Genomic DNA, 19,628 nt, shown 5'->3' on the forward strand with positions numbered 1-19,628 from the left:
TGATTATTCAATGATCATGATGACTTCGAGTATACACTTTCTTTACCCTTTTCCTTTAATTTTTTTGTCTGTTGAGTAAATTTATGCTTTAATAAAGACCTTTTTGTGTCTTTAGGTTTCTAATTATGAAAAAAATAATCTTGCTTCTGCTCATTACTTCCCTCTTCTCTGTAGGGCATGCCAGTAAACTCAGTAAATTTTTGAAGCAAATGGACGAAGAAGATAGAGCCCGTCAGGAACGAGAGTGGCAGCAGGATATGAATTTTGGTGATTTTTCATTCCGTTTAGACAGACGATATACCGATGATCATGGACAACGTTGTCGAGATTATAAGTTTAGATCGCGCAGTAATCCCTTCCGTCATGGATATTATACAGTCTGTGATGAACGCTAGGTTCTAGCTGAGTTTGTGGGATGAGGTGCTGCAGAAACCTGAAGATTTCCCTCTATACCGCGGCTTGATGCATAGTATGGAGGAGATGCAAAGCGGTTTATAGACTCTTTAATGTTTCTTGGATTGAAATGGAGAAATCCACTCCATATTCTACAATAACATCATATAGACCAAAATCTTGCTACAGCAATGCGACTCAATTTTAAGGATGCATTATGAGTAAGTCTACGATGATGCTTTTTCTGTTGGTATTTTCCTCCTGTAATTATGCCAATATTGCCAATGATATTTTATTGAGTAGAACATCAGCGCAAAAAACACAAATACTAAGCGGTATTATCAATGCAGCAGGCGGAGCCTGTTCTCCTCTTGAATCTTTTTATCAAGGAGTTGATCGCAATGATGCAGCATATTGGAATATCTTATGTGCAAATGGTCAGTCCTATGTGATTCAAATAGCCAATGATGCGGCAGCCACAACAACAATAATTCAATGCAGCGCCATGAAATCTTTAGGAACCCAATGCTTTAAACGATTTGGCTACTAAAGTGGGCACAAAATTCTCGACCTCAGTATCAAATTGATGAATGGATAAATATTAATGGAGTTGCATGAGCGCTGACTGTATACTCAATTAAAAGACAAATTAATTATCTTGTTTGAATCGAAAGAGGGATTTTTTATGGAGCAAACAATAGAACATCGTGTTATTCATTTAATTGCAAGAACCCAGGAAATTTCGCCTGAAGAGATTGACTTGGATCAATCGATTGATCAAGTTGTTCCTAGTTCTTTGGATTTAGTTAATTTTTTCTTCGACTTGGAGGATGAATTTGATCTTGATATTCGTAATGATATAGGCAAAGAAAAAACAATCCGTGATATAGCAATTGATATTAAAGAATTAATCGCGAAAAAAAATTAAGTATAAACGCTCCTGCACAAGTTAGTCCATGCCAGGCGACTTCTGTTCCTTATGCTTTTAAAACAGAGTACCCATTATCTCATAAAGGGTATAATAAGTTATTCAACTAAGTATCATTTTGCACATTTCTTTATTGTTATTATGTAAAATAAAATTTAGAATGCCCTCTTCATTTTTATTATGAGTGACCAAAATGGCATCAGTATTAGAGACTGTATTAGAGACTGTCGGAATAAAAAAACAATCTGCTTATACGCCTATTCCTCAATTAGGTATCAATAGTGAATTAAATAAACTGCAATTGGAATCACAAAAATATTTCGCTATTGGTGAAGCTGCTCGGGCGGATGATAATGCGCTTGCCATTACAGCGGAACAGCACTTTCTAACAACCAATGCAAATCATACTGAATTTTTAAAACAATGCACTGAACTAGTTAAAAAAAAATCAATACAACTAAAAAGTATTGATCAAAAAATTACTGGAAGTGTTGTTTTTGGAGTCACAGCAACTGCGTTATCTTTTCTTCCGGTAATTGGTTTTATAGGTTGGATAGGTTGGGCAGCCGCAGCATACTTTATCAATCAACGCGCTACTGCATATGCTGAATATCATGAAGCATTAACACTTTTAGTCGGTGCATGTAATTGGAGCCTTGGTGAAGGCCCTGATGAACGTAAGGACAGGATTATTCGTAATTTAACAGAGAACAAAGCAATACGTGAGATGATGGTGGTACTTTATCCCGTTCTTACAGAAACTCAAGTAAGACACTTGATTGCAAATGATATCGAAGAAGTGTTTACTCAAGAGTTACACGAATATGAAAAAAGATTTGAATTGGGGTTCAAGCCAGAGAGCTTTTTCAAAAAAGATGATACGATTGCGCTAAGTAAAAAGGGTGCCGAATTCAGTCGCTGCATTTATGGTTTCAATAAGGGTGGAGTTATGGATTTTCTTGATGCCATTGTATCCATCCTTCCTGATTTATATCGCGCAGCAGTGCATGGTTGTCATCAATTGAAACATTGGTGGCAGGAGAAGATCCATGCGCAAGACTCGGGAGTGGAATCCCATGAGCATGAAAACAAAGCTACTATCAATTAATAATACATGACTACATCACACTGAGGCTCTCAACTTCTTGCTGAGCATTAGTGTGAAAATCTAGGCTGCATAACATTGTTCATTTTTTCTTTAAAGAATCTTTCATCAGTCTTAATAGGATACTTTCTAAGCTTTAAATTTTTTGTATAAATTTTTTATTTATTAATCAGACAGTTATATTATTTGTTCGTTTGTCTGTACTATTTAATCTGTTCTAAAAATAACACTTCACCAATCATGAGGAGAAAAAATGCAAATTAAGATGGAGGAAAGTCACGACGCGGATATTTTTATCTACGATCAGATGGGACCGGATGAAGCCAATCAAATTCTTTTCGCAAAGGCTAAATGGCTAAGCAAGAACTCTGATTTCTCTTTGAAAATCGCCGGGCTGCAAATAAATGGCGAGCGGTTATGGCTAATACGTGATAGCCGAGTAGAAGGTTTGCTTACAGTTCAATCCATTAGTTACGATAAAGAATCAGAAGAGTGGAAAGTGAATGAACCCCAACGCTATATGTTATCAAATGATTGTGGATGGATAGTAAATAATTCAGCCCCAGAAAGTGATTCATTTTTTGCTGTTGTTGATTCGTCAGGTGGGCTAATTCAAATGACTGATGGAAATGTGCAACCTCATCTTCCTGGATTATTAAATGTTCTAGACACGAATGGTTATAAAATGGAAAATCGCGTTAACCCCAAAGTAGGGCAACAGACAAAATTAATTGGCTATACCCACTATCTTACTGATGTAGCGATTCCAACGCAATCCAAGCTTGAAGCCACCACAGTTACTTTACCCGAAGGGATGCTTATTGCACTTTCATGCCCAATGACAACCCGCAAAACCGGACAAATAAAAGTGATGAAAGATCCTGTGACACTTCTTAGTGATGGTATTAGCTATGAACGTCTCAGTTTATTGGACGAATTTCCTGGTTTAGAGGAAGGTAAACATTATTATCCCAATATCAGGCTTAAAATAATTATTAACTACGTATCGGCAACTTCGTTGAACCCCGAAGAATACTGGGCTAAGTTGCAAAAAATAGAAGAGGATATTCAAGACCCAATCCTTTCGACTACCTTGAAAGAGCCGGTTTTAAGTCCCAGTGGTCATTCATTTGAAAAAAGCTCTATAAGCCAATGGATAAGCAGCAAACAAGTGAATCTACCTTCGGTAAGTAACACGATACCAATTCCTGATCCCATTACCGATCAAGATATTAGAGGTAAATATCTTGTTCCTAATAAAAATTTAAGTCAGTTTATTAAATTTTGGCCTGATTTTTACCAGAATCAAGAGTACCAATTGGCATTAATGCTTTCCGAAAAAACACTATCACCTTAATAAGGTGATACCCCCCTTTTTTAGAAGAGGAGGCTGAAAACGAATTTCATAAACAATACTTTTCATTTGAAGGGTACGGATTTTCTCATAAAGAATTTTCCCAAATATACTGCATTTATATTAGGATTGTTTTTTATGCAATAGTTTTTTAGCGAGTAGCTGAGTGGTTCGACCTGAGCGTTCATCAGTTTTTTGATTAGGAACCTCCATATATTTTTTCGCATATATACCGAGCCTTATATGCGCTATATAAGAGAATTTAAATGAAAAGGTGACTATGTGTCAGGTCAATATTACCCAATCTACTTATTGGCATTAGTAGATGATCAGTCAAACAATTACTCATTGTTTGCTTCGTCCTAAAGCGAGAACAGCACGTGCGAGCTTTGCGCCCAGACGTGCATTATTTTTAATTAAAGCGATATTGGCGAGCAAACTTTTGCCTTGAGTCAGTTGGGCTACTTCGGCCAAGAGAAAAGGGGTTAATGCTTTTCCTGAAATATTATTTTGCTCTGCTTTTTGTATGGCATTCGCGATTACTGGTTCAATCACTTCAAGCGGAATATTAAATTCTGCAGGAATCGGATTGGTAATTAATACTCCCGAAGACATGCCGATATCCCAATGAGCAGTTACTATTTCAGCAAGGGTGGGTACGTCCTCTACCCAAGTTGATAATGAATACTGAGTCGAGTCAGTGTAAAATGCGGGTAACACTTGTGTGCGATAACCAATAACAGGCACGCTCATTGTTTCTAAAAGCTCTAAGGTACGGGGTAGGTCAAGGATGGCTTTTGCACCAGCACAAATAACCGCTATCGGTGTTCTTGATATTTCAATTAAATCAGCAGAAATATCCTGGACATCACCTCTATGGACGCCGCCAATTCCCCCCGTAGCGAATAATTTAATACCTGCTTTAGCGGCACAAAATAAGGTTGCTGCAACCGTGGTTCCAGCAGAATACCTGTTGGTTGCTATGAAAGGCAAATCGCGTCGACTTGCTTTTAAAACCTCTTTATTGCATGCAAATTGGTGTAATTCATTTTCTGTTAAACCGATCTTTATTTTCCCATCAATCACTGCAATAGTAGCCGGAGTGACATCGTATTCACGGACAATATGTTCCACTGCCTGAGCTGTTTCATAATTATCAGGATAAGGCATACCATGCGAAATAATCGTGGACTCCAAAGCCAACACAGGCTTTTTATTTTCGAGAGCTGATTGTACTTCTGGAGAGTAATCAAAAAATTGCTTCATAATCCGTTTCTCTTATTTTATATTTAAGCTGAATATTTTTTAGTGCTTCATAATGAATCTGTTTATTTACCGTATGACACGATTGCAGGGTTAAAGCAGCCATTGCTGCTCCGGTCTGACATGCATCAATAATTGGTTTTTCTTGTTTTAATTCATACAGAATTCCAGCAATAAAAGCATCTCCTGCCCCGTTAACATCAATAATTGGCTCGATAAGGAATGCTGGGAAATGTTTTTGAATGGTTTCATTAACAATCACATAGCCTGATTTACCCAAACTGATAATGCAATTTTTAACTCCTTTATCCAATAAAACTTGGCCTGCCTTGATGCAATCGGATACTGAATGAATCTGAATATGAGTCAATGCTTCTGCCTCAAAACGATCGGGTTTCAGTAGAAAAATATTTTCCAAACCCGCTGGAAGTTTTTTTGCTTTGACTACAGAGACAGGATCAATGCATAGCTTGATACTTTGACTGCGTGCTATTTGAATCGCATATTCGATTATTTCTTGGGGTAAATTTGTATCCAGAAAAACAATTTCTTCATTACCCCACTCACTCCAGGATTGAGTGAACTGCGCAAAAGGAATATGATCAAAAATTTCCATGTCTGCCAAAGCAAGAAATAATTCACCTTCATTATCAAGAATAACATCATAATGAGCAGTAGGTTTGTCATGAAGTGTAAGGATATTTTGGATATGGACATCCATTCTTTTCAAATTTTCTATTGCCTGCAATCCATAATTGTCCTGCCCAACCACGCTGTAGATGTGCACGTTATTCGTCAGCAAAGCAAGATTATGCGCTACATTATGGGCAACACCGCCAAACGTAAATGAGGAAGAAACGGGATTGGAGGTTTCCAATTGCAATTTATGAATCGAAGTTAATTTTCGATCAACGGTTATACCACCGATGCAAACTATTTTTCTATTCATTAATTAATTAATAAATGATTTAAGTAATGCATCATAGCATGGATCTAAAAATTAAAATAAATCAAAAATAATTTGTATTAAAGGTCATTGTTGTATCCCATAATTACCAAATTCCAGGCATCCACGAACCATGCAAACCGTGGGGAATTCGGCGAGGCATCTGAATGCGGGCGATGGGATCATTCTGGACATTTAGAGCATCCAATAGAACGAGCTCACTTTGCTTTGAACGTTTATCGTATACATATAACAGCAAATAACCGTCATCTTCCGATTGATGGGTTGCAGCTGGCGCAAAAACTGCCTCTCCTATTTCTGCATGAGGGCCAAAATCATGGATCCATGAACGTTGATTTGTTACATCAAATTTTATTAGCGCATTAAAGGCTTGCTTTGGATTAGGTTCTGTTGTTTTTGTTGGGGTATAAATAAATTGATGGGATAGGCTGTTTTGGTCATCCCTAATACGAGGAAACTCTACGAGCCGCTCATCCAGTACGGTATGCTTCATTATTCCTGTTTGCAGATTAAGAACAGTACGATTTAATCTGGGAGGAACCGGTTGGCGCTGTTCTTCCTGCAAAAGAACGATTTTTTCGTGCCTAACGTAATCAATAACAATGTCATGGTTTTGCTCATAAGCATTAGCAAAATGAAATACAAAAAATGATTCGGTGTGAAACCATTTTATTTGCCCGCCTGAACGTGGCATAACACCGATACGTACTCCGAGCTCAGGACGCCAATTCAAAACAGCTCCGCCAGACATTATCTGCTGTATATCAAAAATCACAGGACAGTCAAAAACAAGAACATAATTTTTTGTTAAAATGAAATCATGAACCATAGAACAAGAGGTTTTTTCAATATCCCATTTTTGAATATTGCCTCCATGCTTATCCAATCGATAAAACGTAAGATAAGGTGGAATTAAGCCGTAATTGACAAACCACAACTCGCCGGTTAGTGGATCTAACCGAGTATGAGCACAAACTTCTATCGCATGCTGGTCTTGAGAAGGTTTCCATTCACCGAGGGTATCCAACTGTGCTGTCATTCTATATGCTGGAGCAGATTCACTGAGCGCCAGATAAATATCGTGGTGACGAATAATATGAATAAATGCGCCATTTTTTATAGCAACGGGATCATCTTCAGGTCCAGCCCACTTAGGATCCATTGGTGCAGGGTGTAAAACGCCGCCATAAAGTGCTTTTCCCGCTTTTCGTTCTTTAAGTAGCCCTTTGGTTTCAACAAATCGATTCCGGTACGCTGCTTTACCATCTGCTATATAAACAGCATGAATCATGCCGTCGCCATCGTATGGATAAGTATAGGAAAGGGGTGGGAAATCTGGATTTGGGCCATTGCGCATATAGGCGCCAAGTAAATCCTTGGGGATTTCACCAATTACTTCCAATTGATTAACCTCCAATTCATCGTGAACCGGAGCATAGTTTCCTGATAGATATGGATTATTTGAATTACTCATGTGCTATTCTTTTCTGAAGTAGTTTTAAATATATAGCATAATCTATTGTTTGTAAAAAAAGCAGTTTATCAAATAGAACTAAGGATAAATCATGGGACAATTAGTTGATGGTCAATGGCATGATGTTTGGTATGATACTTCTAAAACAGGAGGAACATTCAAACGGGAACCTACACAATTTCACTCGGCAATTAGTAATGAACCCGGCGCTCGTTTTCCTGCTGAAAAGGGACGTTACCACCTGTATGTATCACTTGCTTGCCCCTGGGCACATCGCACTTTGATTTTTAGAAAGCTCAAAAAATTAGATGATTATATCGATGTTTCTATTGTGCACCCTCATATGCTTGAACATGGTTGGGAGTTTAAAAAAGGGATGGAAGCTACCGGAGATTCCCTTTATGGACTTAACTATTTATATGAGCTTTATATCAAAGCAGCCAATCAATACAGCGGTAGGGTCACAGTACCTATTTTGTGGGATAAAAAAGAAAAAACGATTATTAGTAATGAATCAGCAGAAATTATTCGACAGTTTAATCAGGAATTTAATCATTTAACAGGAGATACCCAAGATTTTTATCCGGAACCACTGCGTGCGGAAATTGATGCATTAAATGAGCGAATTTATAATGCGATTAATAATGGAGTGTATCGCTGTGGTTTTGCGACAACGCAGCAAGCTTACGAAGAGGCGTATGTACAATTATTTCTTTTACTTGATGAACTGGATGTGCGCTTACGCAACCAAAAATATTTATTCGGGGAACAGTTAACTGAGGCTGACTGGCGCTTGTTTACGACGCTAATTCGTTTTGATGCCGTATATTACGGTCATTTCAAAACAAATCAGCAGCGTATAAGTGATTATGAGGCCCTACAACCTTATTTAAAACAGTTGTATCACCATCCCGGAGTGAGTGAGACTGTAAACTTTGTACATATCAAACAACATTATTATTTTAGTCATAAGAACATAAACCCAACACAAATTGTGCCTTTAGGACCAGAGTTGAACTTTGATTCATGATTACAGCCCGCAATGATATCCGCAGGGTGGGTCATATTCATCTGAGGGAGCATCACTTTAATTTAAATTTCGCTACGTACCGCGCTTTATGAGCAGTACGTAGTGAAAAAATTTTGCGTGGGTTTTTTTATCAAAAAATGAGGATACCTACCTCTGGTCATTTTTATCCAATAAATTGAAAAATAAAATCAGTTTTGTGCTCTATTTCTTCTTTTTAAGATCTTTTTTCACCCAATTAATTAATCCACCTTCAATTAGCAACTCAATTTGGCGTTTGGATAAGGTTTGTTGTACCTCCACTTCTTTGTCATTGATTTTTATTTTAAATGTCTCATTATCCAGAATGTCAGGCAATTGATTGATTTCTACAACATCATTTAAACCGATAGCATCGTAATCTTTAGGATTTTTAAAGACTAAAGGTAAAATACCGAAATTGATTAGATTTTGCCAATGAATGCGGGCAAAACTTTTGGCAATGACTATTTGTAAACCTAAATAGCGGGGAGCTAAAGCTGCATGTTCTCGGCTAGAGCCTTGCCCATAATTTTCTCCGCCTATGATCACATGACCTTTTTTATTTTTTTTTGCACGATCAGCGTAGTCCGAATCGATATGAGTAAAGGTAAATTCACTAATTTTAGGAATATTACTGCGATAAGGCAGAACTTTTGCCCCTGCCGGGGAAATTTCATCGGTTGAAACATTATCCTCTACTTTAAGTAACACCGGTATTTTCAATGAAGAAGGCAATGGTTGAAGTTCAGGCAAAGTTACGATATTTGGCCCCTTCACTAAGTTTATTTTTTTTGCTTCATCTAAAGGTAGGGGTCCTTCAAAGCAGGCATGATTTAATATCCTTTTTTTTGGTATTTTTATTTTAGGATACGGCATATCTAAAGTTGTAGGATCGGTAATTAATCCTGTCAATGCCGATGCGGCTGCAGTTTCTGGGCTGCAAAGAAAAACCTTGTCTTCCTCAGTGCCTGAGCGCCCTGGGAAATTTCTTGGTACCGTGCGTAAACTGTTCTTTTCTGTTGCAGGGGCCTGGCCCATCCCAATGCATCCATTGCATCCTGCCTGGTGAATGCGTGCACCTGCGTGAATTAAACTTCCTAAATGACCATCTCGTACTAATTCTTCTAGAATAGTCCGTGAAGTTGGATTAATATCAAAAGACACATTAGAGTGAACCGTTCGTCCTTTTACTATTTCGGCTGCAATCGCAAAGTCTCTATAACCAGGATTGGCTGAGGAGCCTATGTAGGTTTGATAAACCTCTTGGCCTGCTATTTCGGCAACTGGGACGACATTTCCTGGGCTTGTAGGCTTCGCAATCAGTGGTATCAGTTTAGATAAATTGATTTCTGCGTGTTCATCATACGCTGTTTTTTTGTCTGCTTTTAATTCAATCCAGTCATTTTCGCGATCTTGGCTTTGTAAGAATTCCCTGGTGATTTCATCTGAAGGAAATACCGTAGTAGTTGCTCCTAGTTCAGCGCCCATATTGGCAATTACGTGGCGATCCATGGCGCTTAGGTGTTTTAAACCCTCCCCGTAATATTCAAAAATGTAGCCCACACCACCTTTTACATCATAACGACGTAACATTTCTAAAATAACATCTTTTGCACTAACCCATTCGGGTAGAGAACCGGTTAGATGAATGCCCATAACTTTGGGCATTTTTATATACAATGGATAACCAGCTATTGCCATTGCGACTTCCAACCCCCCTGAGCCAATAGCAATCATTCCCAAGGATCCTGCGGCACAGGTATGACTGTCTGATCCGGTTAATGTTTTACCTGGTTTTCCAAAATTTTGCATATGCACCGCATGACTGATGCCATTACCAGGTCGGCTAAAATAAAGGCCAAAGCGTCTTGCTGCACTTGCCAGAAAGAGATGATCATCAGAATTTTTATTGTCTTCTTGGATTAAGTTGTGATCTACATATTGAACAGAAATTTCAGCTTGGGTTCGCTCAAGACCTATCGCTTCTAATTCAAGCATGACCAGGGTGCCTGTCGCGTCTTGACAAAGAGTTTGGTCTATTTTTAAGGCAATCTCTTTTCCTGGTTCCATTTTTCCTTCAAGAAGATGCGCTTTGATAATCTTTTCAGTAACATTCATCGCTATTTCCTCCATGAGAACAGCTGATTATTAAATTAAGCATAGTAGATAAATACATGTACATATGTATCTATGGTGAGGAGAGGACACAGAATACGACCAAGGATAGGCACCAGATACTTTGTTACATGACGAAGTATGGACTAGACTTCAATTTGAAGGATCGTTTTGGAGGAATATGGCAATGAACTATGATGATCGGTATCAAGCAGGCCGTGTTCTAGTAGATTCGCTAAAGAATTATGCAAAGCGCACAGATGTAATTGTATTGGCATTACCTCGAGGAGGTGTCCCTGTAGCATATGAAATTGCGCATAAGCTATCGCTCCCGCTTGATATTTTTATTGTACGTAAGCTAGGTGTTCCTGGACATGAAGAGTTAGCTATGGGAGCTATTGCCTCTGGAGGGATAACTGTTTTAAATGAAGAAATAGTCAATTTATTACACATATCCACAGAGGCGATTAATAATATTCAAAAATCCGAACAAGAAGAATTATTGCGACGTGAACGGGTTTATCGGGGCACGAAACCCTCTCCCGAGTTATTGGGGAAAACCATAATTCTTGTGGATGATGGAATTGCAACCGGCTATACCATGCGCGCAGCAATTGCTGCTTTGAAACAAAAAAAACCAGCAAAACTTATTGTTGCAATTCCAGTTGCTGCACGCTCGACCTGCGAGGAAATCGCTCCATTAGTTGACGAGATCATTTGTCCAATGCGCCCGGTAAATTTTTATGCTGTAGGATTGTGGTACAATGATTTTTCACAAACGACAGATGAAGAAGTGGTGCATTTATTACAGCAACATGAATAAAATCTTTCCCAACAACTTATCCTATTCTATGTCTTCAAGGTGCTTGGAGATAAATATTTTTTATTAATTTCATTGTATTTCTCTTTAATTTAAGTAATAAACAATTGTGAGAAATTGAGAGGCTAAGAGATGAATGATTTAACCAATAAAATTATTTTAATTACAGGAGCTTCCAGTGGTATTGGTCAGGCTTGTGCACGATTGAGTGCAAAGCATGGAGCTCGATTGATACTCAGCGCTCGACGTGGTGAACGTCTCCAGGTTTTGGCAGAAGAGTTGAATCAACAATACGGAGAAGAGCATTACGTTTTGCCTTTAGACGTATGTGATCATGAACAAGTCAAGAAACAATTAGGCTCTTTACCGAATGAATGGCGATCTGTAGACGTCTTAATTAATAATGCAGGATTGGCATTGGATAGTTTGCCTTTGCAACAAGGAATTGAAGAACATTGGGACGTCATGATTGATACCAATATCAAAGGGCTGCTTTATGTAAGTCGTACTTTGATTCCAGGTATGCTGGAACGAGGTCGTGGTCATGTAGTGAATATCAGTTCTGTGGCGGGGCATGAATGTTATCCGAACGGTAATGTTTATTGTGCAACGAAACATGCGGTACATGCTATTTCAAAATCAATGAGACTTGATATGCTGGGTAGCCCCGTTCGTGTTACTGAAATCGCTCCAGGGGCAGTAGAAACGGAGTTTAGTGAAGTACGTTGGAATGATAAGCAAAAAGCAAAACAGTTTTATCAGGATTTTCAACCCTTATTGGCAGAGGATATAGCAGATGCCATTGTATATTGTATTACTCGTCCCCAACATATGGATATCGAAGAAATGACGATTATGCCTACGGTGCAAGCTTCTGCAAATCATTTATTTAGAAATAAGAAATAAGTAAAGTTTGCGCAAAAAACACACATCAATGGCCTCAATGGTCTATTATTTACATATATAGGTAATGACTCTTCCTGGCTGAACCATTCAATAACTTCAGGTTGGGAGGTTGTGTTGCTAAGTGGTGTGCAAGCCTACGCAGTTGGTGGGAAGCCTTAAGCTTTGCATAAACCTCCACAGTGAATAATGTAAGAGGCTCAGGAGACGGGAAGTCGTTGCCTGTATTTTCATTAAGTAAATAAAACAAAAAAAACAACCGCTTTGATCAAAACACAATCGTATTGTATAATTATTCTACGAATATTAGATTTGTAATAAGAGCCAGGAGGCTATTATGAAAAAGCTAATTATTTACGTAGCCTTAAGTATCCCGTTTTTCTTAACAGCTTTGCTCGCTTTTACGGCGTTCCCTTCAGCTCTTGAGAGTCCAGACTTACGGACAGATGTCTCGTCCGTTAACAATAATTTATCAAAATTATCCAATTGTGCTTATTGGCATCATGGACAGATGGCATCACTGGCATTATTACCAATTATTAAGATTCAGTCTATTAATTATCAATGAAATAGGAAGAGATCATGAACAGATTAATGCTTGCTGTAAGCGTGTTAGGCACCATATCATTAGTAACAGGATGTGCTAGGGATCGAGTTTACTATACTCCAAACTATACTACCCCAGTCTCTACTACTACAACTAAAACCTATACCAAGACTTACTATACTGCTCCTGCAAAGACCTATACCAAGACTTACTCACCTGCGGTAAAGACCTATTATACCCCGGGTTATGCTAAGACTTATTATACCCCAGCCTATAGTACCCCTGCTTCCGTTTATAGGGTTAATCGTTATCAAACAAGTCCTTATTGGGATATAGATTATTACAATGATAGCGATGCGTACTATTATGGCTATGATGATTTAGGCAACGTGGGTTATTGGGGTATGTATAATACGTATCAGGTTTATTAATTAATGAACATGCTTTCACCAGGTTCATTGAGAGATCCCCGCGGCGAGGATCGAATAAACTGCATAGGGTTGGGTCTCAGACTCTATCTAGGAAAATGTTCCTAATCAATGCTGCAATACTGATGTATGCAGCGCTTGGTTAGAAATATTTTTCACCACATGCGAAATTATAACCCCATCGCTCGAGTGAGTTTTACCTGTGTAGGAAGTAGTTTTTTAATTTTGAAAATTCCTAAAACCGGAGGAATTACTCATCGAATTATTCTTTCGCGCGAGAAACGTATTCCCCTTTACGAGTATCTACTTTAATTAACTCGCCAGTTTGTACGAATAAAGGCACACGCACTACAGCTCCGGTTTCTAAAGTAGCCGGTTTTCCACCGCCTCCAGAGGTATCGCCTTTTAATCCAGGATCGGTTTCGGTAATTTCCAAAATCACAAAATTCGGTGGTACTACTTGTATTGGCTCATTATTCCAAAGGGTTACGATACAAATATCCTGCTCTTTTAACCACTGCGCTGCATCGGCAAGTACTTCTTTAGTCAAAGCATATTGTTCAAAATTATCGGGAACCATAAAATGCCAGTGTTCGCCATCGTTATAAAGATATTGCATTTCCATATCAGCTACATCAGCAGAAGAGATGGTTTCATTTGATTTGAGCGTACGCTCTACAACTCGACCTGTTTTTAAGTTGCGAATTTTAATGCGAGTAAAGGCTTGTCCTTTTCCGGGTTTTACAAATTCGCAATCAAGAATAGTACATGGGGCGTCATCAACCATTACTTTCAAGCCATTCTTTAGTTCATTGCTGCCATAAGTTGCCATTAGTGCTCCACAGTTGAGATTTTGTTCGGTTTTAGTTAAAGTTCGCACAGTTTATCAAGTCTGTGTAATTAATGCGAGATTCCTCTTTAAGTTGGCAAAAAAATTTGGCGCAAGGTTTTGCTTCAGTTACTGAACTGTTAACTTTTCTGGAGCTGCCTCCCTCTATTGGAAATTTTGAGGCTGAAAAGCAATTTCCGAGTCGTATTCCTCTAGGATTTGCAAAGCGCATGCAAAAAGGAAACTCTCGTGATCCTTTATTGCTTCAAGTTTTAGCTACTGAATCTGAACTACAGGTCAAGGAAGGATTCAGTGTTGACCCGTTAGATGAGCGCAGTACTAATCCAGTTAGAGGATTAATTCATAAGTATTACGGTCGTGTTTTGTTAACCCTGACCGGTGTTTGTGCGGTGAACTGTCGTTTTTGTTTTCGTAGGCATTTTCCCTATCAAGATAACAATCCTGGCCGTAATGGCTTTAAAGCAATTTGTGATTATCTGGCGCAAGATACCAGTATTACTGAGGTGATTTTAAGCGGTGGAGATCCCTTGCTGGCATCTGATATGGTACTCTCTGAGCTAATACGACAATTGGAAGATATTCCTCATCTGCATACTTTGCGTATTCATACACGAATTCCCGTGGTTTTTCCCGAACGGATTGAGCAGGGCTTAATTTCATTATTGAAAACAACTCGATTCAAAAAGGTAATTGTGTTGCATTGCAATCATGCACAGGAGTTGGATGAGTCGGTGCGCCAGGCACTTAATGATTTACAGCAAATAGGGTGTCATTTGTTAAATCAAACTGTTTTATTAGCAGGAATAAATGATGATGCTCATATTCTGGCTGATTTAAGCCACGCTTTATTCGCATACGGGGTTCTACCTTATTATTTACATCGATTAGATAAAGTAGAGGGAGCCGCTCATTTTGATTTGCCTTTCACCAGGGTACAAAGTATTTATCGGCAATTACAAAATCTTTTACCAGGATACTTATTGCCACGCTTAGTTTGTGAAGAGCCCGGAAAGTTAAGTAAAACCCTACTAATTTAAACATACTTTTAATAATGTATTTACATTCTTTTGCGTAAAAAAATTACTGTACAATAGCGTTTATCCAAAATAGAAAAAATTTAAGAGATAAAGAATGAAAAAATTACCTGTCTTAAGCATTGGCGATTCAGTTGAAATTATTGCACCTGCATCCCGCAGTTCGGACAGCCAATTGTCTGGATTAAAAGAATTATTAGAGTCTTGGGAATTAAACTGCATTGTTCAGAAGGATATTTTTGCTCCTGATTTATTATGTGCGAATACAGATGAAATGCGTTTCGTCCATCTTAAAAATGCCCTGCAGAATCGAAAAACAAAAGCGATAATTTGTGTGCGTGGTGGTTATGGATCCACGCGCTTAATCCCCAAACTAGCAGAAATTCATCCCCCGGATGAGGTCAAAATATTTATTGGTATAAGTGATGTAACTTGCCTTCATCTTTACTTACAGCAACATTGGGGTTGGCCAACAATTCATGGTGCTGCTGCGCCTGATAAGTTTTCTAAAGAGACGATTGCAGCGATGAAGTCAATTTTATTTGGGGATGTGCCCGCTCAATTTAACGGATTAATCCCCTTGAACAAGCCTGCACAAAAAGAAGGCTTTATTAAATCGCATGTAACCGGCGGCAACTTAGCAATAATTCAGTCAGGTGTAGGAACATGTTGGCAAATGGATGGCCGAGATCACATTATTTTACTCGAGGAAATTGGCGAGCGTGGGTACCGTGTTGATCGCATGTTGGAACATTTAAAGCAGGCAAGTCTTTTTACCCAGGCAGTTGCAATTATACTGGGAGATTTTCTCGAGGGTGATGAACCCAACGGTTCCTCTTTGATTGAGCCAGTCTTACAGCGTTTTGCTGAAAGTTGTCCTATTCCCGTATTAAGAATTGCAGGAATAGGGCATGGCCCGATTAATTTTCCCATTCCTTTTGGTACCGAGGCGCATTTACAATTAGGGCAAAAGGCTCAATTAACGTGTTTTCGTTGAAGAGTGTTCTGAGTAGAGGATGCAAAATGCCTGCATCTCCACATGATACACTCCAGCTCTGTGCTACACTCACGATTGAGGTGCATAAAACACGGCAAATCGTTGGGTTAAATCGCTTGCTCCTCATCTTGATAGAGCTTAATAAGCTTCTCCTGGGCACAATTATTTCCTTGAGTTACAGGCTTATAGCTGCCATCACTTTGCATCTCCCACGTGTTACTGTTGTCTTTGAGGTAGTTTTTAATGATTTCTTGTTTGATTCGTTTTTTGCAGTTTTCATCAAGAATTGGAAACATAATTTCAATACGATGGTACAAATTTCTTTCCATGAGATCGGCACTTGAACAAAAATAATATTCTTCTTCATGTATGCGGAAGTAAAATACCCGATGATGTTCGAGGAATCGTCCAATGTAGGAAAGCACACGTATATTTTCTGAAATACCAGAAATTCCTGGTTTGAGGCAACATACACCACGCACAAGCAAATTTATTTTAACTCCTGCTTGTGACGCTTTATATAAAGCCTGAATTATGGTTTTATCAGCTAACCCATTTACTTTGAGGAGAATTTCTGTGTCTCCTTCTTTTAATGCAACTGCGGTGCATTGTTCAATGTATTGCAACAGTGTTTTTTGTAACGTAAAAGGTGAGTGGCTTAATGCTTTGAGTTTAACTACTTTGCCAAGGCCGGTTAGCTGTTGGAAAATGATTTGAATATCGGAGGTGATAGTGGGTTCACAAGTTAATAAACCGAAATCAGTGTAACGTTTTGCGGTGTATTCATGGTAGTTTCCCGTACTTAAGTGTACATAACGCTTGAGTTTCCCATGAGCGCGCCTGACAACCAGGGTCATTTTGGCATGAGTTTTATACCCTACAACACCATAAAGCACTAAAATTCCTGCGGCATGTAAACGATTTGCCAATTTCAGATTCGATTCTTCATCAAAACGAGCTCGTAATTCAATAACGGCAGTAACCTCTTTGCCTGAATGAGCAGCATCCACCAAAGCGTCAACCATCACTGATTGTGAGCGTGTACGATATAAAGTTTGACTAATCGCCATAACATTAGGATCGCTCGCAGCCTGTCTTACAAAATCAATAACCACTTCAAAGCTTTGGTAAGGGTGATGGAGTAGAATGTCTTGTTCGTCAATGACATTAAATAAATTACGTTCTGACTTGGGGAAGTGGGGATATTGTGCTACAAAAGTTGGGTAATTCAAATCCGGTCTATCAATGCTGTTAATCGCAATTAAATGGCGCTGGATGTTAACCGGTCCATCACAATAATAAGTGTCTTCATGACGTAAATGGTATTTTTGCAATAAAAAATCAACAATTTTTTCTGGACAATTCTTTTCAATTTCAAGTCGAACTACATGACCATAATGACGGGAAAAAATCTCCCGTTGTACGGCTTTGGCCAAATCATCAATTTCTTCTTCCCGCAAAAACAGATCACTATTTCGAGTAAGACGAAAAGAATAACAGCCGCTAATCTCCATCCCCGGAAATAAACTATTGACATGGGTAGTAATAATTGAGGAGAGATGAACAAAAAAATGAGCATCTCCGCATAATTCTGAAGGTAAATGAATAATCCTGGGAATCGATCTTGGGGCGTGTACTACTGCATAATTAATATTTCGATCAAAAGCATCTTTACCACTTAAGGAAATAATAAAGTTCAGGCTTTTATTAATCAGTTGCGGTAAAGGATGCGCCAAATCAAGAGCGATTGGGCTAATTACGGGTTGAATCTCATGTTTAAAATAGTGTTTTGCCCACAAGTGGATGTCGTCGGTCCATTTTTCGGTATCAAGAAAGTGAATATTTTCCTTACTCAATGCCGGGAGAAGTTGTTTATTATATATGGAGTACAGTTGATCTATGAGTTTATGTGTTTTTTGGCTGATCTGACTAAATGCTTCATCAGGACGTAAACCATCAATCGTTAATTTTCCTGAGGAAAGGGCAATTTTTTCTTTAAGGCCGGCAACGCGTATTTCAAAAAACTCATCCAGGTTACTGCTGCAGATGCTAAGAAAACGCATTCTCTCCAGTAAAGGTACACGTTCATCATTAGCCAACATAAGAACTCTCTGATTAAATGCAATAATAGAAAATTCTCGATTGATATAATATTCTGGATTATCCGACACAGTTTCCAAGGGAGTAACTCCATTTTTTATAAATAATAATATACTCTGCATGTTACTATTTTAGATCTTAACGAACCAGAAAAAAGCACACTGTTATAAAACCTATAAAACCATAAAAGGGTGATACATTCCAAAAGGTTAAAGCGAGAAAAAATATAAAACAACACAGTGCTATTGGAATAGAAAAATACATGCCAACAACACCTTGAGCAACTGAGTAACTGGCTGCAGCAAGTAACGCCAACGCACCATATTGTACCCCAATCATTATTTTTCGCATTCCAGGTCCATTATGACTGGTAAGCCAATGATAACCTGCTATGGCCATTAATAATCCTGGCAAATTAAGGCTAAGCACAGCAAGAACCAAACCTGTAATTCCGGCAGCTTTATATCCAATAAGGGCAGATAATTTTACTCCGGTTAACCCTGGAAAAATAAAAGTTGAACCAACCATGGCAATGAATTCTTCTTGTCCAATCCACTGTCGATATTCAACCGCCTCATATTCCATTAGTTTTAACATGGAATTACCTCCTCCCAGGGAAATAAGACCAATTTTTCCAAAGCTTAAAATAATCGCGACCAGGGTATTTATCATAATTGCAGTAAATTTTTCAGGAAAGTTACATATTCGCAGGAAACGGGTTGATCCAGCAAGTGTTTGGAAATCATCTCTACGAGACGAAGAGATCTTCCTTCAATACATACGCTAAAATAAATTTTTTGGTGTACTTCAAGACGAGCAAGCTCGATTTTCACTTTAGGTTTCGTTGGACATTTATAGACAAGCGCATCTTTTGTAACAGAGACTTCGATGCCTTCCTTTTCAACTTGGTGCATCATCTCCTGTAACTCTGGAGGAATGGGGTGGTGTTGAGTTCGCTCAAGAATAATTTTTGTCCCATAACCAACAGCGTGGTTTGTTTGTTTAAGTAAAGGTTTATAAAGCAACCGATCTCGGCGTTTCTTGATGTTGTAGTTTTGACTAGGCAGCAAATAATAATCATCTTGTCGATGCTTCTGTTTATAATTCGCTAATTCGAGTAATGAATTATCAATTGTGTTTAAAATAATCGGTTGATTATCCGGCCAAAAATAACGAATCTCCCATTTCAATTGTTCGTCTTTTTTATCCACCAAATCAGCCAATGGTATGCTTGTTTTTGGGGTAAATTCGAAATTCCAGGCTAGGCGTTGGTTCGTACTCAATTGCTACTCGCAAAATAAA

At 38.5% G+C, this 19,628-nt stretch carries 20 protein-coding genes; 12 read left to right on the forward strand and 8 right to left on the reverse strand.

Annotated features, from left to right (window positions below; translation table 11 throughout):
• The first annotated feature begins 125 nt into the window (after window positions 1-125).
• The 5 genes from Lpar_RS07930 to Lpar_RS07950 all read left to right on the forward strand — a co-directional run bounded on the left by Lpar_RS07930 (window position 126) and on the right by Lpar_RS07950 (window position 3,783).
• Window positions 126-395, forward strand: a complete 270-nt coding sequence (locus Lpar_RS07930; RefSeq protein WP_058458486.1) for a hypothetical protein — start codon at window positions 126-128, stop codon at window positions 393-395.
• 215 nt (window positions 396-610) lie between these two features.
• Window positions 611-943, forward strand: a complete 333-nt coding sequence (locus Lpar_RS07935; protein ID WP_058517440.1) for a hypothetical protein — start codon at window positions 611-613, stop codon at window positions 941-943.
• Between the two features lie 135 nt (window positions 944-1,078).
• Window positions 1,079-1,321 carry an acyl carrier protein gene (locus Lpar_RS07940; RefSeq protein ID WP_058517441.1) on the forward strand — a complete coding sequence of 81 codons (243 nt, stop codon included), beginning with the start codon at window positions 1,079-1,081 and terminating at the stop codon, window positions 1,319-1,321.
• A 193-nt stretch (window positions 1,322-1,514) separates the two neighbouring features.
• The gene (locus Lpar_RS07945) at window positions 1,515-2,429 is read left to right on the forward strand and encodes a hypothetical protein (RefSeq protein ID WP_058517442.1); all 915 of its coding nucleotides are present in this window, start codon (window positions 1,515-1,517) and stop codon (window positions 2,427-2,429) included.
• Between the two features lie 250 nt (window positions 2,430-2,679).
• Window positions 2,680-3,783: a U-box domain-containing protein gene (locus Lpar_RS07950; RefSeq protein ID WP_058517443.1), complete on the forward strand. Its 1,104-nt coding sequence runs from the start codon at window positions 2,680-2,682 to the stop codon at window positions 3,781-3,783.
• Between the two features lie 342 nt (window positions 3,784-4,125).
• Here Lpar_RS07950 and Lpar_RS07955 read toward each other — a convergent pair whose 3' ends face one another.
• The 3 genes from Lpar_RS07955 to Lpar_RS07965 form a co-directional block, all read right to left on the reverse strand.
• Window positions 4,126-5,046 (reverse strand): pseudouridine-5'-phosphate glycosidase, encoded by a 921-nt coding sequence (locus Lpar_RS07955; protein WP_058517444.1) that lies wholly within the window; start codon window positions 5,044-5,046, stop codon window positions 4,126-4,128.
• Window positions 5,030-5,992, reverse strand: coding sequence for a carbohydrate kinase family protein (locus tag Lpar_RS07960; protein ID WP_058517445.1), 963 nt, complete (start codon window positions 5,990-5,992; stop codon window positions 5,030-5,032). The genes Lpar_RS07955 and Lpar_RS07960 overlap by 17 nt, the downstream gene beginning before the upstream one ends.
• Before the next feature lie 103 nt (window positions 5,993-6,095).
• Entirely contained in the window at window positions 6,096-7,484 is a 1,389-nt protein-coding gene (locus Lpar_RS07965) for a carotenoid oxygenase family protein (protein ID WP_058517446.1), read from the reverse strand.
• A 91-nt stretch (window positions 7,485-7,575) separates the two neighbouring features.
• Here Lpar_RS07965 and Lpar_RS07970 point away from each other — a divergent pair, with 91 nt between their 5' ends.
• Window positions 7,576-8,514, forward strand: coding sequence for a glutathione S-transferase family protein (locus Lpar_RS07970; RefSeq protein ID WP_058517447.1), 939 nt, complete (start codon window positions 7,576-7,578; stop codon window positions 8,512-8,514).
• A 201-nt stretch (window positions 8,515-8,715) separates the two neighbouring features.
• Here Lpar_RS07970 and Lpar_RS07975 read toward each other — a convergent pair whose 3' ends face one another.
• The gene (locus Lpar_RS07975; protein WP_058517448.1) at window positions 8,716-10,650 is read right to left on the reverse strand and encodes an aconitate hydratase; all 1,935 of its coding nucleotides are present in this window, start codon (window positions 10,648-10,650) and stop codon (window positions 8,716-8,718) included.
• 184 nt (window positions 10,651-10,834) lie between these two features.
• Between Lpar_RS07975 and Lpar_RS07980 the strand changes: the two genes are divergently transcribed.
• The 4 genes from Lpar_RS07980 to Lpar_RS07995 all read left to right on the forward strand — a co-directional run bounded on the left by Lpar_RS07980 (window position 10,835) and on the right by Lpar_RS07995 (window position 13,348).
• Window positions 10,835-11,470 (forward strand): phosphoribosyltransferase, encoded by a 636-nt coding sequence (locus Lpar_RS07980; protein ID WP_058519207.1) that lies wholly within the window; start codon window positions 10,835-10,837, stop codon window positions 11,468-11,470.
• Between the two features lie 129 nt (window positions 11,471-11,599).
• Window positions 11,600-12,373 (forward strand): SDR family NAD(P)-dependent oxidoreductase, encoded by a 774-nt coding sequence (locus Lpar_RS07985; RefSeq protein WP_058517449.1) that lies wholly within the window; start codon window positions 11,600-11,602, stop codon window positions 12,371-12,373.
• A 334-nt stretch (window positions 12,374-12,707) separates the two neighbouring features.
• The gene (locus Lpar_RS07990; RefSeq protein WP_058517450.1) at window positions 12,708-12,938 is read left to right on the forward strand and encodes a hypothetical protein; all 231 of its coding nucleotides are present in this window, start codon (window positions 12,708-12,710) and stop codon (window positions 12,936-12,938) included.
• A 14-nt stretch (window positions 12,939-12,952) separates the two neighbouring features.
• On the forward strand, window positions 12,953-13,348 hold the full coding sequence (locus Lpar_RS07995; protein WP_058517451.1) for a hypothetical protein: 396 nt from the start codon (window positions 12,953-12,955) through the stop codon (window positions 13,346-13,348).
• A 259-nt stretch (window positions 13,349-13,607) separates the two neighbouring features.
• Here Lpar_RS07995 and efp read toward each other — a convergent pair whose 3' ends face one another.
• Window positions 13,608-14,177, reverse strand: a complete 570-nt coding sequence (efp, locus tag Lpar_RS08000; RefSeq protein WP_058517452.1) for an elongation factor P — start codon at window positions 14,175-14,177, stop codon at window positions 13,608-13,610.
• A gap of 71 nt (window positions 14,178-14,248) precedes the next feature.
• On the opposite strand from efp, the gene epmB reads away from it, so the two are divergent.
• A complete protein-coding gene (gene epmB, locus Lpar_RS08005) occupies window positions 14,249-15,232 on the forward strand; it encodes an EF-P beta-lysylation protein EpmB (protein ID WP_058517453.1) in 984 nt (327 codons plus the stop codon).
• Between the two features lie 94 nt (window positions 15,233-15,326).
• Window positions 15,327-16,226: a S66 peptidase family protein gene (locus tag Lpar_RS08010; protein WP_058517454.1), complete on the forward strand. Its 900-nt coding sequence runs from the start codon at window positions 15,327-15,329 to the stop codon at window positions 16,224-16,226.
• A 107-nt stretch (window positions 16,227-16,333) separates the two neighbouring features.
• Here Lpar_RS08010 and ppk1 read toward each other — a convergent pair whose 3' ends face one another.
• The 3 genes from ppk1 to Lpar_RS08025 are packed head-to-tail and all read right to left on the reverse strand — an operon-like array spanning window position 16,334 to window position 19,609.
• On the reverse strand, window positions 16,334-18,406 hold the full coding sequence (gene ppk1 / locus Lpar_RS08015) for a polyphosphate kinase 1 (RefSeq protein ID WP_172465779.1): 2,073 nt from the start codon (window positions 18,404-18,406) through the stop codon (window positions 16,334-16,336).
• 58 nt (window positions 18,407-18,464) lie between these two features.
• Window positions 18,465-18,998: a chromate transporter gene (locus Lpar_RS08020; RefSeq protein WP_058517456.1), complete on the reverse strand. Its 534-nt coding sequence runs from the start codon at window positions 18,996-18,998 to the stop codon at window positions 18,465-18,467.
• Entirely contained in the window at window positions 18,995-19,609 is a 615-nt protein-coding gene (locus Lpar_RS08025; protein ID WP_058517457.1) for a hypothetical protein, read from the reverse strand. Before Lpar_RS08025 ends, Lpar_RS08020 begins: the two co-directional genes overlap by 4 nt.
• Between the last annotated feature and the right edge of the window lie 19 nt (window positions 19,610-19,628).

This window comes from Legionella parisiensis (genome assembly GCF_001467945.1).
GTDB lineage: Bacteria > Pseudomonadota > Gammaproteobacteria > Legionellales > Legionellaceae > Legionella > Legionella parisiensis.

What these genes read in the sequence shown, in the direction of transcription:
- Lpar_RS07995 (WP_058517451.1), top strand. Translation starts at nt 12,953, where the DNA reads ATGAACAGATTAATGCTTGCTGTAAGCGTGTTAGGCACCATATCATTA.
- Lpar_RS07955 (WP_058517444.1), bottom strand. Translation starts at nt 5,046, where the DNA reads ATGAAGCAATTTTTTGATTACTCTCCAGAAGTACAATCAGCTCTCGAA.
- Lpar_RS07960 (WP_058517445.1), bottom strand. Translation starts at nt 5,992, where the DNA reads ATGAATAGAAAAATAGTTTGCATCGGTGGTATAACCGTTGATCGAAAA.
- Lpar_RS07965 (WP_058517446.1), bottom strand. Translation starts at nt 7,484, where the DNA reads ATGAGTAATTCAAATAATCCATATCTATCAGGAAACTATGCTCCGGTT.
- Lpar_RS08020 (WP_058517456.1), bottom strand. Translation starts at nt 18,998, where the DNA reads ATGATAAATACCCTGGTCGCGATTATTTTAAGCTTTGGAAAAATTGGT.
- efp (WP_058517452.1), bottom strand. Translation starts at nt 14,177, where the DNA reads ATGGCAACTTATGGCAGCAATGAACTAAAGAATGGCTTGAAAGTAATG.
- Lpar_RS07930 (WP_058458486.1), top strand. Translation starts at nt 126, where the DNA reads ATGAAAAAAATAATCTTGCTTCTGCTCATTACTTCCCTCTTCTCTGTA.
- Lpar_RS07950 (WP_058517443.1), top strand. Translation starts at nt 2,680, where the DNA reads ATGCAAATTAAGATGGAGGAAAGTCACGACGCGGATATTTTTATCTAC.
- Lpar_RS07945 (WP_058517442.1), top strand. Translation starts at nt 1,515, where the DNA reads ATGGCATCAGTATTAGAGACTGTATTAGAGACTGTCGGAATAAAAAAA.
- Lpar_RS07970 (WP_058517447.1), top strand. Translation starts at nt 7,576, where the DNA reads ATGGGACAATTAGTTGATGGTCAATGGCATGATGTTTGGTATGATACT.
- Lpar_RS07990 (WP_058517450.1), top strand. Translation starts at nt 12,708, where the DNA reads ATGAAAAAGCTAATTATTTACGTAGCCTTAAGTATCCCGTTTTTCTTA.
- Lpar_RS07935 (WP_058517440.1), top strand. Translation starts at nt 611, where the DNA reads ATGAGTAAGTCTACGATGATGCTTTTTCTGTTGGTATTTTCCTCCTGT.
- Lpar_RS07980 (WP_058519207.1), top strand. Translation starts at nt 10,835, where the DNA reads ATGAACTATGATGATCGGTATCAAGCAGGCCGTGTTCTAGTAGATTCG.
- epmB (WP_058517453.1), top strand. Translation starts at nt 14,249, where the DNA reads ATGCGAGATTCCTCTTTAAGTTGGCAAAAAAATTTGGCGCAAGGTTTT.
- Lpar_RS08010 (WP_058517454.1), top strand. Translation starts at nt 15,327, where the DNA reads ATGAAAAAATTACCTGTCTTAAGCATTGGCGATTCAGTTGAAATTATT.
- Lpar_RS07985 (WP_058517449.1), top strand. Translation starts at nt 11,600, where the DNA reads ATGAATGATTTAACCAATAAAATTATTTTAATTACAGGAGCTTCCAGT.
- Lpar_RS07975 (WP_058517448.1), bottom strand. Translation starts at nt 10,650, where the DNA reads ATGAATGTTACTGAAAAGATTATCAAAGCGCATCTTCTTGAAGGAAAA.
- Lpar_RS07940 (WP_058517441.1), top strand. Translation starts at nt 1,079, where the DNA reads ATGGAGCAAACAATAGAACATCGTGTTATTCATTTAATTGCAAGAACC.